At 70.3% G+C, this 14,805-nt stretch carries 20 protein-coding genes and 1 riboswitch; of the genes, 11 read left to right on the top strand and 9 right to left on the bottom strand.

Going from position 1 to position 14,805, the window contains the following annotated elements:
- Positions 1-18 precede the first annotated feature (18 nt).
- Positions 19-1,167, top strand: a complete 1,149-nt coding sequence (locus tag KNO15_RS08680) for a hypothetical protein (RefSeq protein WP_241703165.1) — start codon at positions 19-21, stop codon at positions 1,165-1,167.
- A 53-nt stretch (positions 1,168-1,220) separates the two neighbouring features.
- On the opposite strand, the gene KNO15_RS08675 is transcribed toward KNO15_RS08680, so the two are convergent.
- Both KNO15_RS08675 and KNO15_RS08670 read right to left on the bottom strand, forming a co-directional pair.
- On the bottom strand, positions 1,221-2,396 hold the full coding sequence (locus KNO15_RS08675; protein ID WP_241703163.1) for an RtcB family protein: 1,176 nt from the start codon (positions 2,394-2,396) through the stop codon (positions 1,221-1,223).
- Positions 2,397-2,700: 304 nt separating this feature from the next.
- Positions 2,701-3,156 (bottom strand): Lrp/AsnC family transcriptional regulator, encoded by a 456-nt coding sequence (locus KNO15_RS08670; protein ID WP_241703161.1) that lies wholly within the window; start codon positions 3,154-3,156, stop codon positions 2,701-2,703.
- 82 nt (positions 3,157-3,238) lie between these two features.
- On the opposite strand from KNO15_RS08670, the gene KNO15_RS08665 reads away from it, so the two are divergent.
- A complete protein-coding gene (locus KNO15_RS08665; protein WP_241703159.1) occupies positions 3,239-3,859 on the top strand; it encodes a LysE family translocator in 621 nt (206 codons plus the stop codon).
- A 38-nt stretch (positions 3,860-3,897) separates the two neighbouring features.
- Here the strand turns inward: KNO15_RS08665 and KNO15_RS08660 are convergent, their stop codons facing one another.
- Entirely contained in the window at positions 3,898-4,575 is a 678-nt protein-coding gene (locus KNO15_RS08660; protein WP_241703158.1) for an NUDIX domain-containing protein, read from the bottom strand.
- The gene (locus KNO15_RS08655; protein ID WP_241703156.1) at positions 4,572-4,931 is read right to left on the bottom strand and encodes a YciI family protein; all 360 of its coding nucleotides are present in this window, start codon (positions 4,929-4,931) and stop codon (positions 4,572-4,574) included. The genes KNO15_RS08660 and KNO15_RS08655 overlap by 4 nt, the downstream gene beginning before the upstream one ends.
- 205 nt (positions 4,932-5,136) lie before the next feature.
- Between KNO15_RS08655 and KNO15_RS08650 the strand changes: the two genes are divergently transcribed.
- Together KNO15_RS08650 and KNO15_RS08645 are read left to right on the top strand one after the other, a co-directional pair.
- Positions 5,137-5,550 (top strand): hypothetical protein, encoded by a 414-nt coding sequence (locus KNO15_RS08650; protein WP_241703153.1) that lies wholly within the window; start codon positions 5,137-5,139, stop codon positions 5,548-5,550.
- A 140-nt stretch (positions 5,551-5,690) separates the two neighbouring features.
- Entirely contained in the window at positions 5,691-6,251 is a 561-nt protein-coding gene (locus tag KNO15_RS08645) for a hypothetical protein (protein ID WP_241703151.1), read from the top strand.
- An 85-nt stretch (positions 6,252-6,336) separates the two neighbouring features.
- Here the strand turns inward: KNO15_RS08645 and KNO15_RS08640 are convergent, their stop codons facing one another.
- From KNO15_RS08640 to KNO15_RS08630, 3 genes are read right to left on the bottom strand one after another with little or no spacing between them, the layout of a single operon-like run.
- A complete protein-coding gene (locus KNO15_RS08640; protein WP_241703149.1) occupies positions 6,337-7,317 on the bottom strand; it encodes a YihY/virulence factor BrkB family protein in 981 nt (326 codons plus the stop codon).
- Positions 7,307-7,510 (bottom strand): hypothetical protein, encoded by a 204-nt coding sequence (locus KNO15_RS08635; protein WP_241703147.1) that lies wholly within the window; start codon positions 7,508-7,510, stop codon positions 7,307-7,309. The genes KNO15_RS08640 and KNO15_RS08635 overlap by 11 nt, the downstream gene beginning before the upstream one ends.
- Positions 7,507-7,938, bottom strand: a complete 432-nt coding sequence (locus KNO15_RS08630; RefSeq protein ID WP_241703145.1) for a phage holin family protein — start codon at positions 7,936-7,938, stop codon at positions 7,507-7,509. The genes KNO15_RS08635 and KNO15_RS08630 overlap by 4 nt, the downstream gene beginning before the upstream one ends.
- 101 nt (positions 7,939-8,039) lie before the next feature.
- Between KNO15_RS08630 and KNO15_RS08625 the strand changes: the two genes are divergently transcribed.
- The 3 genes from KNO15_RS08625 to crcB all read left to right on the top strand — a co-directional run bounded on the left by KNO15_RS08625 (position 8,040) and on the right by crcB (position 9,472).
- The gene (locus KNO15_RS08625) at positions 8,040-8,564 is read left to right on the top strand and encodes a universal stress protein (protein ID WP_241703143.1); all 525 of its coding nucleotides are present in this window, start codon (positions 8,040-8,042) and stop codon (positions 8,562-8,564) included.
- A riboswitch (Fluoride riboswitch) is annotated at positions 8,565-8,639 on the top strand.
- 21 nt (positions 8,640-8,660) lie between these two features.
- Entirely contained in the window at positions 8,661-9,098 is a 438-nt protein-coding gene (locus KNO15_RS08620) for a fluoride efflux transporter FluC (RefSeq protein WP_241703141.1), read from the top strand.
- Entirely contained in the window at positions 9,095-9,472 is a 378-nt protein-coding gene (gene crcB / locus KNO15_RS08615; RefSeq protein ID WP_241703139.1) for a fluoride efflux transporter CrcB, read from the top strand. The genes KNO15_RS08620 and crcB overlap by 4 nt, the downstream gene beginning before the upstream one ends.
- A gap of 12 nt (positions 9,473-9,484) precedes the next feature.
- On the opposite strand, the gene KNO15_RS08610 is transcribed toward crcB, so the two are convergent.
- Positions 9,485-9,838 carry a nuclear transport factor 2 family protein gene (locus KNO15_RS08610; protein WP_241703137.1) on the bottom strand — a complete coding sequence of 118 codons (354 nt, stop codon included), beginning with the start codon at positions 9,836-9,838 and terminating at the stop codon, positions 9,485-9,487.
- A gap of 105 nt (positions 9,839-9,943) precedes the next feature.
- Between KNO15_RS08610 and KNO15_RS08605 the strand changes: the two genes are divergently transcribed.
- The gene (locus KNO15_RS08605; protein ID WP_241703135.1) at positions 9,944-10,444 is read left to right on the top strand and encodes a hypothetical protein; all 501 of its coding nucleotides are present in this window, start codon (positions 9,944-9,946) and stop codon (positions 10,442-10,444) included.
- On the opposite strand, the gene KNO15_RS08600 is transcribed toward KNO15_RS08605, so the two are convergent.
- A complete protein-coding gene (locus tag KNO15_RS08600; protein WP_241703133.1) occupies positions 10,441-10,911 on the bottom strand; it encodes a MarR family winged helix-turn-helix transcriptional regulator in 471 nt (156 codons plus the stop codon). The genes KNO15_RS08605 and KNO15_RS08600 overlap by 4 nt on opposite strands.
- A gap of 132 nt (positions 10,912-11,043) precedes the next feature.
- Between KNO15_RS08600 and KNO15_RS08595 the strand changes: the two genes are divergently transcribed.
- The 3 genes from KNO15_RS08595 (at position 11,044) to KNO15_RS08585 (ending at position 14,802) form a co-directional block, all read left to right on the top strand.
- Positions 11,044-12,273: an MFS transporter gene (locus KNO15_RS08595; RefSeq protein WP_241703131.1), complete on the top strand. Its 1,230-nt coding sequence runs from the start codon at positions 11,044-11,046 to the stop codon at positions 12,271-12,273.
- Positions 12,270-13,220, top strand: a complete 951-nt coding sequence (locus KNO15_RS08590) for a hypothetical protein (protein WP_241703129.1) — start codon at positions 12,270-12,272, stop codon at positions 13,218-13,220. The genes KNO15_RS08595 and KNO15_RS08590 overlap by 4 nt, the downstream gene beginning before the upstream one ends.
- Before the next feature lie 82 nt (positions 13,221-13,302).
- Positions 13,303-14,802 carry a hypothetical protein gene (locus tag KNO15_RS08585; protein WP_241703128.1) on the top strand — a complete coding sequence of 500 codons (1,500 nt, stop codon included), beginning with the start codon at positions 13,303-13,305 and terminating at the stop codon, positions 14,800-14,802.
- The last annotated feature ends 3 nt before the right edge of the window (positions 14,803-14,805 follow it).

The raw sequence follows: 14,805 nt of genomic DNA, 5'->3' as shown, positions 1-14,805 counted from the left end.
CCGTCCAGGAAGTTTCGCTTGCCCAAGTCGCCTGCCCCTCTGCGGCCTCGCCGCAGCTATCGGGCACCCGTCGTCCTCGACGTGGACGCGCAGACGCAGGCGGTCGCCGACCCGGTGAGCGACTTCACGCAGGGCGATTCCCTGGCTCCGGCGGCGTCGACTCCCGCGGTTTCTGCGCCGGCGGCGTCCAGCCGGCGCGCGGCTCTGGAAGCCGAGCGCTCCCGGCCGCGCCGCGCGCAGAAGGCCGGCGCGCAGAAGGTCGTCCGCGAGCGCGTCGTCGTCAAGCCGACGCGGCCGTCCCGGGCCGACCGTCGCGCTGCGGCAGCGCAGCAGACCACCGTCCCCGCGGCGTACGTGTCGGCCGGTCCCTCGGTCGCCGACCCGCGTGACCCCCGGCACCCGCGCCGGGGCATCTTCGTCGAGAACCGCCGCCGTCGCAGCTTCCACGTCTTCGTCCTCGTCGCTCTGACGGCCTTCTTCGGCACCGCGGCCTTGCCGTCGTACGCCAGCACGGGCGAGGCCACGACCGCCGGTGCGGCTCGCACCGCGCTCGCCGTGCAGACGCTGACCGGTGGCGATGCGACCGCCCAGGTCGTCTCGCGCGACGGCCTCGGCATCGCCGAGAGCCCGCAGGCGCTCGACTCCACCACCAACAGCTCGGTGTCGCCGACAGTGCAGGCTCTCGCCGTGCAGCTCATGGGTGCCGTCGCGGCGGGCCGGCTCGTCGGCTCCACTCCCAACCACATCCCCGAGATCGCCAACCTCGCCGAGGGCAAGGTGGTGCCGAACTGCGGCGTCGACTACCGCGTGCTGCAGGCCATCTCGGTCGCGCTCGACAACTTCAGCCAGGTCGGCGTCAGCGACATCAACCGCAAGTGCACCGGCCAGATCGAAGGCGCGGGCACAGACTCCGCGCACTACGCGGACGGCGGCGGTCACGCGGTCGACTTCTACCTCCTCAACGGCTCCGCGCTGACCGGCGGCGACTCCCGCTCGGTGCAGCTGATCCGCCTCCTCGACCCGCTCGTGCCGAGCGGTACAGGCCTCGGCCAGGTCGAGTGCCGCGCCTCCATCAGCCTCGAGCACTTCGCGCCGTTCTCCGACACCTGCAACCACCTGCACATCGACTTCCTGAAATCGTCGGGCGCCACGCTCCGGTACGGATAGCCGAGCCGGGGCCGCGCCGCCGAAACGACGCGACCCAGACAGCCGGGCCCCCCTCAGTTCCCCTTCACGTTGACGATCTGCCGCAGCGTGTGCCGGACATCCACCAGGTCCGCCGCATCCGCCATCACCTGGTCGATGGGCTTGTAGGCCTGGGGGATCTCGTCCAGGAACGCGTCCGTGTCGCGGAACTCGATGCCGGTCATGGCCTCCCGAAGCTGGTCGATCGTGAACGCCTTCCTGGCAGCCGACCGCGAGAACTGCCGCCCGGCACCGTGCGGTGACGAGTGCAGCGCGAGCGGGTTGCCCCGACCTGCGACCACGTACGACGCCGTTCCCATCGACCCGGGGATGAGGCCGAGCTGACCCTCCCGCGCCGAGATGGCGCCCTTGCGCGACACCCACACCTCCTTGCCGAAGTGGCGCTCGCGCTCCGTGAAGTTGTGGTGGCAGTTGATGCGCTCGCGTTCCACGACCGCCCTTCCGAAGTACTCCTCGGTCTGGCGGACGACGCGGTCCATCATCTCCTCGCGGTTGAGCAGCGCGAAGTGCTGCGCCCACCGCAGGTCGGCGATGTACGCGTCGAACTCCGGTGTGCCCTCCACGAGGTAGGCCAGGTCACGATCCGGGAGGTCGATCCACCACTTCTCCATCAACGCCTGGGCCACCTTGATGTGGTGGCCGGCGATCCGGTTGCCCACGCCGCGGGACCCGGAGTGCAGGAACAGCCACACGGTGTCGGTCTCGTCCAGGCTCACCTCGATGAAGTGGTTGCCCGACCCGAGCGAGCCCAGCTGACGCTGCCAGTCCTTCACATGGTCGGCCGGGTCGAGCCCGATGTCGTCCGCCATCCGGGTGAGCTCGTCGACGCGCGGCTGCGCGGTCGCGACGACCCGGTTGTTCCTGCCGCCGGCCGAGAGCGGGATCGCGCGCTCGATCGCCTCACGCAGTGCCGACAGCGGAGCGGCGACGCCAGCGACGTCCTCGCGCGTGAACTGCGTGCGCACGGCGATCATCCCGCAGCCGATGTCGACGCCCACGGCGGCGGGCATGACGGCGCCGAGTGTGGGGATGACCGAGCCCACCGTCGCACCGAGCCCGAGGTGCGCATCCGGCATCAGGGCGAGGTGGGGGTGGATGAACGGCATCCGTGAGGTGGTGACCGCCTGATCCCTGGTCTTGTCCTCCAGCAGGGAGGCCCAGTTGAGCAGGCGGTTCGAGATTCTCTCCATTGTCCTTTCGTCTCTTCTCAGGGGTGGACCGGGACGGTCCACGCTCCCCGATGTGACGGAGGACGGTGAGGACGGGCCCCGGAGAACGGCCGGGGCTGTGCGCATCGATGGATGCGGTGCTACAGACCCCGAGAGCGCTCGCTCGGATAGAGGGCGCGCTGATCGCGCTTCAGGTGAGCGGGATTCCGCATCCTGGTTCCCTCCTTCGTGAGCGTGTCGCCGGGGCCGTCTGCGCCAGGTGGCGCAGGGTTCCCGACCATACACGTCCGGTGGCGGGGATGTCCAGCATTCGCCGTCGATCCCCTCACCCCAGCGGCACGCCCGCCCCCGCACCCAACCGCTTCATCACCAGCGTCGACGTCATCCGCTGGATCCCCGGCAGGCCGCCGAGCGGGCCGTCGTAGAGCTCCTGGTAGGCGGCGAGGCTCGGGGTGAGGATGCGCAGCATGTAGTCGGGGTCGCCGAAGAGGCGTTCGGCCTCCGTGACGTTCGGGATGGCGACCACGGCCTCCTCGAACGCCCCGACCGTGTCCGGATCGGTGCGGCTGATGGTCACGAAGACGATCGCCTCGAAGGTGAGGCCGACGGCGGTCGGCGACACGACGGCGCGGTACTGCTCGATGACGCCCGACTGCTCCAACTCGCGCACGCGCCGGTGGCACGCGGAGAGGCTGAGCCCGACCCGGGAGGCCAGCTCGGTGACACTGATCCGGCCGTCCTGCTGCAGTGCCGAGAGAATCTCCCGATCAAGACTGTCCATGCAGAAGATTCTGCTACACAAAGGCGATGTCGTCCGCAGATTTCGAAGCACCTTTCGCGTTTCTTCGCGTAGCTTCTCCGCCATGGACCTCGCACTCGTCGCGCAGTTCTGGACCATCGCCGTCCTGCTCGCACTGACCCCCGGCGCCGACTGGGCGTACGTCATCGGCGCCGGCCTGCGAGCACGGTCGGTGGTGCCGTCCATCCTCGGGATGCTGACGGCTTACGCGATCGTGATCGCGGCGGTCGCCGTCGGCGTGGGTGCGCTCGTCACCCAGTACCCGGTGGTCCTCACCGTGCTCACCGTGGGCGGTGCCGCCTACCTGATCTGGCTCGGCATGATTGCGCTGCTGCGCCGTGTGGAGCCCGTCGGACCGCACGGCGAGCCCATCGCCGGCAGCGCGACGGCGCAGTTCCTGCGCGGAGCCGGCGTCAGCGGGATCAACCCGAAGGGCCTCCTCCTGCTGCTGGCGCTCCTGCCCCAGTTCACCAGCCCGGGCGGGATGCCCGCGGCCGCCCAGATGCTCGTGCTCGGCGCCCTCCACCTGGCGGACATCGCGGTGATCTACACGATCGTCGCGCTCCTGGCGCGCCGGCTGCTCCGTTCGCGGCCCCGCGCGCTGGTCGTGGTCGCCAAGCTGTCGGGGGCGATGATGGTGCTGATCGGCACCAGCCTGCTGGCCGAGCGGTTCCTCCACGGGTGACGCCACGCGTCAGCCCGAAAAGCGTCAGGGCGACGGTGTCAGCGCCCGAACAGGTTCAGCGCGGCCCACTGCAACAGGATGACCGTCTTGCCGTCGACGATGCGCCCGTCGGCGATCATCGCGAGCGCCTCGTCGTACCCGACGGTCACCGGCTCGATCTCCTCACCCTCCTCGGCGAGCCCACCGCCACCCACGATCGCGGCCGGGAGGTACTCGGCGGCGTAGAAGTGCACGCACTCGGTGACGGAGCCGGGGCTCATGAACAGGTCGAAGAGATGCTCGAGGGCTCCCACCTGCACGCCGAGCTCCTCCGCGGCTTCGCGACGGATCGCCTCCTCGGGCGCGTCGCCGTCGAGGAGTCCGGCAGCGGCCTCCACCAGCATCCCGTCGGGGTGGCCGTTCACATAGGCGGGGAGGCGGAACTGCCGGGAGAGCAGCAGCGTGCGCCCGGCGGGGTCGTAGAGCAGCACGGTGGCGCCGTTGCCGCGGTCGTAGGTCTCCCGCGAGTGCGTGGCCCACGCGCCGTCGCGTCCGCGATAGTCGAAGGTCGTCCGGCGCAGGACGTGCCATCCGTCCGAGACGACCTCCACGTCGCTGATGCGCACATCGGGGTTGCCCGTTACGTCGAGGCCCGTGCGGTGGAGGCCTGTGCGGCCGCGGCTGTCGGGGAGGTCGTGGCCGGGTCGAGGGTCGTGCGAAACGTCATCACTGCTCACGGAGTGAGCGTATCGGCCGTTCCTTGGGGACGGACATACGCCCCGATCACTTCGCGCACCTCCACCCCGCCGCCCTGCCAGGTCGCCGGATTGCGCCGGGCGATCGCGAGCGCGGCCTCCCGGTCGGCGGCCTCGATGATGCCGAGGCCCGCGATGATCTCCTTCGACTCGGTGTAGGGACCGTCGGTCGTGCCGGTTCCCCTGATCGAGGTCGACTCGGTGTGCGGGGCCAGCGCGAACGCGGCGACCAGCTCGCCGTCGCGGATCATGTCCTCCGAGTGACGGTCGTGCTCGGCGAGTTCCTCGGGTGTTCCGGCGACCCCGTTGCCGTAGATGAAGATGGCGAACTGAGCCATGATCGGTCCTCTCTGTCGTGTGTCGTCGACGTGTGTCGTTCACCGGAGCGTCGAACGAGCGACGCCGGATTCGACACTACCGACCTCCCTGGGGAGTGATGACGGGTAAAACTTCACATGTGTTACGGTCTGTGCTGTACTGTTCGTCACCGATCCGACCCCGAGGGGCGGGGTGCAGCGGACGAAAGAACGGAGACACACAGACGTGAGATTCAGAAACTACGTGGAGCAGGAGTCTCCGAGACAGTGGAGAGCGAAGGTCGCCGGTATTGCAGTCCTCTCGATCGTCGTGGGGGCCACGGCGGTTCCGATTGCCGCGTCAGCGAAGAACACGTATTACGCAGACATGCTCGCCTCGAGCCGCGATCAGATCCGACAGACCAAGTCACCGCTGAACATCCGTGGTGCGCAGGGGTCCGCAGCAACGAACATCTTCCAGTTCCACCTGACAAACACGGCTGGAGCGGGCTGGTTGCTCGCGGGAGCGTCCAGCGAAAAGGGCGGAGGGCTCGGCTTCCTGCACACTCCGTACAGCCCTGGCTACAGCAATTGTTGGTGGGCCAACGCTCAAGCAAAGACCACGGGACAGATCGGATTGACATGCTACGCGATCAGCTGAACCTCGAAGGTCGCCGAAGCCGGGTCATTTTGGGCGCTGTCGCGTGCGTGCTCACGGTCGGCATCGGCGCATCGGTGGGCGTTACCGTCGCGACAGCGGAAGCTCGGCACGATGGGCCGTCTCCGGCGCGGGTGATCGCCGTGTTGGATGAGCCAGCGGACGCATTCCCCGCGACCATCGACACCGATCAGCTGATCAGGGGCGGAATCGATCGGAGTACCCTGCAGAAGCTCGGGTCGGACGGCGCGAAGTCGTTCTGGACGGGCGTCGACAACGCTGGTGACATCTGTCTGATCACGATCCTGGACGTCCGGCTCACCACGGCCGCCTCGTGCAGCACTCCGGCGAATGTGGAAGAGAAGGGGCTCGACCTCACCGCTGCCGGCGACAACCACCAACCGGACTACGACCCGGTCGTGATCGTCCTTCTCCCCGACTCGGCCGCGGCCGACCCGGTCGCGGAGGAGTCATACACGAGGGACTCCGAGTCGTTCGTGGAGTCCGTGGCGGAGGAAGCCAAGAGCCGGCCACAAGCGAAGCAACGCAGCTACGACAAGATGCACAGCCCGAAGAAGAACCCGTGGAAGAAGCATGGCTCCAACTTGCTGGTCGCTAAGCAGTCAGAGGTTCCGAAGGACGTGCGGTACGACTTCGGCCGGAAGCGGGGGCACAGCGGGCCGAAGATCAGTTACCACGGCTGATCCGTGACCGGACAGGGATGGTGCACGAGGATCACAGCACCCTCCCTGTCCGTGGTCTGCCGCCTGGACGCAGACGCGGACACCCTCACCGGAACCGCCGCCGGATCGCCCGCGCCGCCAGAGTGTCCGCCGCGTCGGCGTCTTCCGCCTTCACGATCGCCTTGTCGGATTTGAGCGGAAGAGTCCTGCCCTCTTCGACGCGGGCACCGCGCACCAGCTCGCGTGTCCTCCCGATCTCCGAGTCGAGTTCGGCGCCGAGCAGAAGGGCCACGTTCGCGATCCAGATCCACAGCAGGAAGACGATGATCCCGGCCAGGGTGCCGTAGGTCTTGTCGTAGCTGCCGAAGTTGGCGACGTAGAACGCGAACAGCGTCGAGGCGATCCCGAGCGCGACGATCGCCACGACGGCGCCGGGCGTCAGCCAGCGGAACCGCGGCTGGCGCACGTTCGGGGTCGCCGCGTAGAGCAGGGCGACCAGCAGGATCAGCGCGGCGACGACCACCGGCCAGCGGAGGATCGACCACGCGGTCTTCGCCGCGTCGCCGACGCCGAGCGCGTTGCCGAGGGCCTCGGCGATCGGGCCGGAGACCACCAGGAGCACGGCCACCACGGCGATCAGCACGAGCGACGCCAGCGTCACTCCGAGCTGGACCGGCCGCAGAGCGAACGCGCTCCGACCCTCGCGCACGCCGTAGATCCGGTTGAGCGCCCGGCCGAAACCGCCAACGTAGCCGGACGCCGACCAGATCGCACCCACCACGCCGATCACGAGCGCCCAGCCGGTCGCCGGCGACGACGCCAGGCTCTCGATCGGCTGCTTCACGACGGTCAGCATTCCGGGCGCCAGTTCGTCCACCATCCCGAACAGCGCGCCGATGCCCGCCTGGCTCTGGCCCACCAGCCCCAGGATGCTGACCAGCGCGATCATCGCGGGGAAGAGCGAGAGCACTCCGAAGTAGGTGAGGCCGGCGGCGAGGTCCGTGCAGGCGTGCAGGCCGAAACTGCGCAGGGTGCGCTTGAGGATGTATCCCCAGGGGAGGCGTCGCCAGGAGACGTCAGCGGCCACGCGAGAGTCCTCGCGCCACGAGGGCGGCCGCACCTCCCACGACGGCGAGGAAGACGGCGGCCGATGCCACCGGGTGCGAACGGATCTGCACGAGCGGGTTGAACGTGGCGAAGATGTCGTCGAGCGTCGCCGCCAGCTCGTCGCGCGTCTCTTCCAGCTCGAGCTTGAGCGTGTTGATCCCTTTGCCGCTCACGGCTGCTCCCCTCGCAGTGCCTGCGCGTCCGCCTTCAGCTCCGGCCCGAGATCGTCGGGAACCGGAGGCACTCCCCGCTTGAGCATCGCGCGTCCGATCAGCGCCAGGATGATCGCCACCACGATGAGGATGCCGGCGACGATGAGCGCGGCAAGCCAGCCCGGCACGATCAGGCTGAACGCGAAGACGGCGGCCGTCACCAGCACGCCCAGCGCGAAGAAGACGAAGACCAGAGCACCCACGAGCATCCCGGCGCCGATGCCCGCGGCCTTCGCCTTCGCCGTCATCTCGGCCTTGAACAGTGCGAGCTCGGCGGTCAGGAGGCGTTTGAGCTGTGCCGTCGCATCGCGCGTCAGCTGCGGCAGCGGCCGAAGTCCGCGCGTGGTCCGGCGGCGCTCGCGGGGGAGCGCGGTCTTGTGTTCGCTCATTTCCGTGGCCTCCCTGGCTTCGGGTTCGAACGTACCCCACCGGTGGTGACGAGCCAAGGGAGGGTCATCCTGGGAAGCAGAGGATGGTGCACACTAGGGGCATGAGCGGCAATGGCAGCACCGGCTCGGGCGGCGTACTCGTGGCGGTCGTGCCCGGCCAGCCCACAGCGGTGCTCGACCAGGCGGCCAGACTGGCCGACGACCTCGACGTGCCGCTGGTGTGCGCCAACGTCGATCCCAACCGCTACCTGGTCTCGAACTATGTGGACGGCACGGTCGTGGCCCTGCCGTACGACCCCGACCTCCCCGAGGTCGAGGAAGAGACGTTCGACCCCGAGCTCGAGTCCGACATCCGCGAGGTGATGAACGGACGTGGCGTCCCGTACACGCTGAAGCAGCTCGCCGGCGACCCCGCGTGGGCGCTCGCGCGCCTCGCCGACGAGATGGACGCGCGCTACATCGTGGTCGGAACCCGCGAGGCCGGACTGCGCGGCAGCCTCCGCGAGTTCTTCAACGGGTCGGTCGCCGTTCACCTGGCCCACCGGCAGCACCGTCCGATCATCGTCGTGCCCCTGGCACCGGTCAGCGGGTCCCAGGCGCTGCCCTGGGAGTACCCGCCGGTATAGTGGTCCAGCGGCGATGGATCTCGCCGGGGCACGCGTGCCCGAACCGCGACGGTCGCTGATAGTTCCTGCGCTTCATCACTGAAGGGTGGATGCCGCGTGTCCGCGAGAACCTCATTGCCCGTGCACCTGCACTGGCGGTCCGTGCTGCTCGTCTTCGTCGGCGGTGCGATCGGCACCACCGTGCGCTACCTGCTGTCCGCCGCCGTGCCGACGGTCGCGGGCGTCCCGCTGATCACGTTCGTGATCAACGTGACCGGGGCGTTCGTGCTCGGCTGGCTGCTGGAGGCTCTCGCCCTCCGCGGGCCGGACGCGGGGCGCCGGCGCGACCTGCGCCTGTTCGCGGGCACGGGCATCCTCGGCGGCTACACGACGTACAGCTCGTTCGCCGTCGACACGGACGGGTTGTTCGTCGCCCACGCGCCGGTCTCCGGCATCGGCTACGCGGTGGCGACCATCGTGATCGGAGCGCTCGCCTCCGTCGCCGGCATCGCCGCGGCGGCCGCGATCGCGCGGCGCAGGGGAGCCCGCCGGTGACGCCCCTGCTCGCGCTCGCCGTCGCGGTCGCGGGTGGCTTCGGCGCGGTCTCGAGACTGGTGCTCGACGGCGTGCTGCGCGCACGCTTCAGGATCGCGTTCCCGTTCGGCACCACGGTGATCAATGTGACCGGCTCGTTCCTGCTCGGTCTGGTGACCGGGCTTGCGGCGGCCCACGGCCTCCCTCCCGAGTGGAGGGCCATCCTCGGCACCGGATTCCTCGGCGGATACACCACGTTCAGCACGGCCAGCTACGAGACGGTGCGCCTGGCGCAGCAGCGGCGCTACCGTGCGGCGTTCGTCAACGGGGTCGGGATGCTCCTGCTCGCGCTCGCCGCGGCCGGTCTGGGGCTGTGGCTGGGCGGCCTTCTCTGACGAGGCGGGCCCTCAGCCCTCCTGCTCCATCCACCACTCGGTGAACTCCTCCGCTCGCCCGTCGGCGGCCAGGCGGATCACCCACAGGTTTGAGTAGGTCGGGCCGTCGTGGTAGTCGGTGACGCCCTCGACGAAGTACTGGGCGCCGTCCTGACCGAGCAGCCGCCACTCGAAGTCGACCGACCCGGGGTCGTCCTGAGCGTCCAGCCAGCCCTCGACGATCTCGAGGTGGCCGTCCCACGGCTCCGCGAACGGCTCCGTGCGGTAGCTCGCGTCCTCGGTGAACAGCGCGCGGATGTCATCGGGGTCGTTCGACTCCCACGCGGTGCGGTAGCGGTCGATCCAGCTCGTGATCGCGTCGGCCATGCACCCGTTATACGCCCTGCGTGCGCCGGCCCACCAGACTTGACAGTTCGGCGCCGCTCTGCGCGTGGGCCGCTACGCTGTGCGCATGACCGGGATGCTGCGCCCATGACGGGGTTCTTGGAGGGCTGGTCCGACTTCAACGTGGCCGTGGCGGGCGCCGGCGCGGCCCTGGGCGGGCTGCTGATCGTGGCACTGTCGGTGAACATCCGCCAGATCGCCGAGTCGCGTGGGCTGGCCGCGCGAGCCGGCGCATCCATCGCAACGCTGATCCTCGGAGTCGCCTTGAGCTGCGCGGCGCTCATCCCCGGCCAAGTGGCGTGGGGTTACGGCCTCCAGGTGCTCGGCGGGACAGCGGTGTGCGGTGTCGTCGCGGTGCGCTCCTCGATCGCGATCCGGGCGGACGCCAAGGCGACCGGCTACGGACGGTTCGACGCCGAGCGGATCGCCGTGTTCACCCTCCCGCTGTTGTTCGACCTCGTCGGCGGAGTCCTTCTGCTGGGGTTCGCGTCGCCGGTCGGTCTGGTGATGGTCGCGATCGCGACCATCCTGGCGATCGTGACGACGGTGCTGTTCTCGTGGGTCGCCCTCGTCGAGGTGCTGCGTTAGCTCCGCGCGCCGGCGCCCGCTCCGGCCAGCGCCAGCTGCGGAAGGGCGTCGAGCAGGGGGGCGAGCTCGGGGATGCTGTGCGCCTCCTGCAGGGCCGCCTCCAGCGCGTCGTCGTGTACCGGACGCGCCGTGTCGAGCAGTCGGTGGCCGCCGGCGGTGAGCTCGGTGTAGATGCCGCGTCTGTCGTCGAGGCAGTCGACGCGGGTGAGGAGGCCGCGCTCCTCCAGCCGGTTGACCAGGCGGGTGGTGGCGGACGGGCTGAGCGCGCTGGCGCGCGCGAGCTGCTGCATGCGCATGTGCCAGCCGTCCTGCCTGCTGAGGGCGTCGAGCACGGTGTACTCGACCACGGAGAGGCCGGCCTCGCGGGAGAGCGACCGCTCCAGTTCGTTCTCGATGAAGTTGTGGAGGGCGGCGAGCGTTCGCCAGCCCTGTGCGCGCACTTCGACGGCGTCGTCGGCGATGCCCACGGGGTCTCCTCACTGTCGGCGGCAGACGACGGGTTGCGCAAAGTAATTGCATGTGCAACTATTTAGGACGCGTCTGCAAGTACCTATGGTACGCGTTCGTCTCCACCATCCCCGACATTCCCAGGAGTTCCCATGCCTGTCGGCCTGATCGCGCTCGCCCTCGGCGGTTTCGGCATCGGCCTCACCGAGTTCGTGATCGCCGGGCTCCTGCCCGAGGTCGGCGCCGACTTCCACGTCGACGCCGCCGCGGCCGGGTGGCTCATCTCCGGTTACGCGCTCGCCGTCGCGGTCGGTGCGGTCGGCCTGACGGCGGCCGTCACACGGCTGCCGCGCAAGACCGTGCTGCTCGGACTGATGGTGCTGTTCATCATCGGCAACGCGCTGTCGGCCGTCGCGACCGACTACCCGACAATGCTCGCCGGACGGATCGTCGCAGCGCTCTGCCACGGCGCGTTCTTCGGCATCGGGTCCGTGGTGGCGGCGGGGATGGTCGAACCGGACAAGAGGGCACGCGCGATCGCGATCATGTTCACCGGACTGACCGCGGCGAATGTCCTGGGGGTCCCGTTCGGCACCCTGCTCGGGCAGCAGCTCGGCTGGCGCTCGACCTTCTGGGCGATCACCGCGATCGGCGTGATCGCCTTCGTGGGCCTCGCCATCCTGGTGCCGCGGTCGACGGGACAGGCCGCCGACGGAACCGCAGCGGCCGGTGGCCTGCGCGGCGAACTGCGGGCGTTCCGCTCTGCGCAGCTGTGGCTCTCGCTCGCCGCGACCGTGCTCGGGTTCGGCGGGATGTTCGGTGCGTTCACCTATATCGCCTACACGCTGACCGGCCTGTCCGGCTTCCCGGCCGCGGCCGTGCCGTGGCTGCTCATCCTCTTCGGTGTCGGACTCTTCGTCGGCAACGCGGTCGGCGGCCGGTTCGCCGATCGCTCGATCGACGGAACGCTGCTGGTGGTGCTCGCCGCGCTCGCCGTCATCCTCGGACTGTTCGCCGCGGTCGCGTCACTGCCGGTCGGAGCGGTGATCGCGCTCGTGCTGATGGGCGCGGCCGGGTTCGCGACGGTGCCGGCTCTGCAGCTCCGCGTGCTCCGCTCGGCCGAGTCCGCGCCCACACTCGCCTCGGGGGCGAACATCGCCGCGTTCAACGTCGGCAACGCGCTGGGCGCCTGGCTCGGCGGCCTCACCATCGCGGCCGGGCTGGGATACGCCTCCCCGCTGTGGGTGGGCGCTGCGATGACGGTCGCCGCGCTCGTCGTCATCCTGGTCGCGGCGCGGCTGAGGAACAGACTCTTCCGTGAAGGTAGACAGAGGAGTACGCTCACGACTGTCTCGAATGGAAGGCCGACGATCAGGGGGTGATCGTGGTGGATGTGCCCGGTGCGCGGCGCTCCTCCCTCACTCCCGTGCGGCTTCTGATCGGGGCTCTCGTCCTCGGCGGCGGAGTCACCGTGCTCGGCCTGCTGTTCGGAGGCGGCTCGGCGAACGCCGCCCAGCCTCCCGCGCCCGACCCACTGGGTTCGGTCGTCTCGAGCCTCACGAACGGTGTCGGCGACACGGCGCACGCGGTCACGTCCGCGGTCGCGCCGGCCCTGCCCGACCCGGTCCGCTCGACGGTCGCCCAGGTGGTCCAGCCGGTGACGCAGGTCGTCGACCGCGTTGCCGAGGCGACGCCGGTCTCCGCGGTCGTGACGCCCGTGGCGGCCACCGTCGACAAGGTCGTGGCGGCGACTCCCGTCTCGCAGCTCCCGGTGGTGGGTGCCGTGCTCGGCGCCACGCCGGTCGAGTCCCTGACGGCGCCGGTCACCGCCGTGGCCGACGGCGCCGTCTCCGGCGTGTCGGCCGCGCTCGACACCGCCGTGAAGCCGCTCGCGCCGGCCGTCGCGCAGCCTCCGCTCGGAGGCGCCCCGACCGTGGGGCCCGTGGTGGGTGCGTCCGGAGGCGGGTCTTCCCCGGTCGCGCTCGTCGCTACAGCTGTCGTGCCCGACGGGGGCGCTGCGGTTGTGACGGGACCCGTGCTGCACGATCCCCTCACGGCCACCGGGTCTGCCCGGGTCGCCGTGTCTTCGGCTTCCGTTCCGGGCGGTGCGCCTCCAGGCGGCTCCGACCCGCCGGCTCCGGGTGTGCCGTCCGGTTCTCTGGGAACGGGTTCCTCCGCGGGCTCGTCCGTCGGCGGCGCATCGGCTCCGGCTGTAGCCGGCGATGCGTTCGCGGCCGCCTCGACCGCGCGTGCAGGCCGTGCTGCTCTGCCTGCCGGCGACGACCTGCCGGCAGCACCGCTCTTCGACCACGACATCAGCCCCGACTGAGTGTGTCGCCTCTGCCCTCCGGCAGAACGCGACCCGAGCTCCCGACCGGGAGATCGCAGACACTCATTCGAAAGGCTGAACGATGAACAAGTACGTCTCCCGAGGGTTGTGGTTCACCCTCTGCGTCGGTGGGCTGTGGCTCGCCGGCACCGCGGCTGCGAACGCCGCGGAAGCACCATCCACGACCGGTTCCGGAGGCGTGGCCTCCGGAGGACAGGCCGCCATCGGCATCACGGTGCCCGTGACAGTCGCCGGAAACGGCATCGCCCTGGTGGGCGACGGGAGTTCGGCCGGCGCCTCGTCGCCGACGCCCGCTCCCGCTCCGGCCGTCTCCGTCTCGACCAGCGGGCTCGGCGGGGTCGCCAGCGGGGACCAAGCGCTGGTCAGCCTCTCCGTGCCCGTCTCGGTGACGGGGAACGCTGTGAGCGCCCTCGGCGACGCGGGCTCGAGCTCGGCAAGCACGACCGCCGCGAGCGCGCCGAGTGCTGCGCCGGCCGCAGGCGCGTCGACCAGCGGAACGGGCGGCGTGCTCTCCGGGGCGCAGGCGCCGATCGCCGTAGCGGTGCCGGTGACGGCGTCCGGCAACGCGATCAGCGTGCTCGGAGATGCGGGCTCGTCGGGCTCGACGGCGGCCGTGCCTGCTGCATCGGCACCGGCCGCGACCGGCTCGGGTGCGACGACGTCGGGTGCCAGTGGCCTCCTGTCCGGGGTGCAGGTACCGGTCGGAGCCTCGGCTCCGGTGACGGCGTCCGGCAATGCGGTGAGTGTGCTCGGTGACGCGACGAGCAGTGGTTCGACGGCGGCCGTGCCTGCTGCATCGGCACCGGCCGCGACCGGCTCGGGTGCGACGACGTCGGGTGCCGGTGGCCTCCTGTCCGGGGTGCAGGTCCCGGTTGGAGCCTCGGCTCCGGTGACGGCGTCCGGTAATGCAGTGAGTGTGCTCGGGAACGCCGCTTCGTCGGGTTCGTCGGCGACGGTTCCCGCCGCCGCAGCGGGCTCGGCCGGGTCGACCTCGGGTGCCGGCGGTGTGGGATCCGGTGCTCAGGTGCCGCTCGGAGCCTCGGTTCCGGTCACGGCGTCCGGTGACGCGGTGAGCGTCCTCGGCGACGCGACGAGCAGTGGTTCGTCGGCGACCGCACCGACGGCCGGATCCGGCGGCACCGGATCCACGCCGACGGGGTCGACGACCTCCGGCGACGGCGGCATCCTCGGCGGCGTGCAGCTGCCGGTGGCACTGTCGCTGCCGATCACGGTCTCCGGTGACTCGATCGCTGTGCTCGGCGACAGCACGACCAGCGGCTCGACGACCGGTCCCACCGGGCCGACGACCCCGACGACACCGACCACGCCGACGACACCGACGACGCCGACGACTCCGACCGGCCCCTCCACAGGCGGTGCCGTCTCGGTCGCGTCGACGGGTGGTGTCGCGATGCTGGCAGCTGCCGGCGCCACGACGGCTCTCGCGTCGACGGGTTCGGATGCGCTCACGCTGGGTGCGCTCGGTGCCCTGCTCGCGCTGCTCGGTGCACTGGCCGTGTTCGGCACGGCCAACCGTGAGCGCCGCCACCACACCCGATGACTC

This window comes from Leifsonia shinshuensis, from assembly GCF_022606355.1.
Classification (GTDB): domain Bacteria; phylum Actinomycetota; class Actinomycetes; order Actinomycetales; family Microbacteriaceae; genus Leifsonia; species Leifsonia shinshuensis_B.
This window is presented reverse-complemented; position numbering and strand designations above follow the sequence as displayed.

Bases quoted from the DNA above. Each gene is read 5' to 3' on its own strand.
- KNO15_RS08675 (WP_241703163.1), bottom strand. From the start codon at position 2,396: ATGGAGAGAATCTCGAACCGCCTGCTCAACTGGGCCTCCCTGCTGGAG.
- KNO15_RS08670 (WP_241703161.1), bottom strand. From the start codon at position 3,156: ATGGACAGTCTTGATCGGGAGATTCTCTCGGCACTGCAGCAGGACGGC.
- KNO15_RS08665 (WP_241703159.1), top strand. From the start codon at position 3,239: ATGGACCTCGCACTCGTCGCGCAGTTCTGGACCATCGCCGTCCTGCTC.
- KNO15_RS08655 (WP_241703156.1), bottom strand. From the start codon at position 4,931: ATGGCTCAGTTCGCCATCTTCATCTACGGCAACGGGGTCGCCGGAACA.
- KNO15_RS08630 (WP_241703145.1), bottom strand. From the start codon at position 7,938: ATGAGCGAACACAAGACCGCGCTCCCCCGCGAGCGCCGCCGGACCACG.
- KNO15_RS08625 (WP_241703143.1), top strand. From the start codon at position 8,040: ATGAGCGGCAATGGCAGCACCGGCTCGGGCGGCGTACTCGTGGCGGTC.
- KNO15_RS08610 (WP_241703137.1), bottom strand. From the start codon at position 9,838: ATGGCCGACGCGATCACGAGCTGGATCGACCGCTACCGCACCGCGTGG.
- KNO15_RS08605 (WP_241703135.1), top strand. From the start codon at position 9,944: ATGACGGGGTTCTTGGAGGGCTGGTCCGACTTCAACGTGGCCGTGGCG.
- KNO15_RS08595 (WP_241703131.1), top strand. From the start codon at position 11,044: ATGCCTGTCGGCCTGATCGCGCTCGCCCTCGGCGGTTTCGGCATCGGC.
- KNO15_RS08585 (WP_241703128.1), top strand. From the start codon at position 13,303: ATGAACAAGTACGTCTCCCGAGGGTTGTGGTTCACCCTCTGCGTCGGT.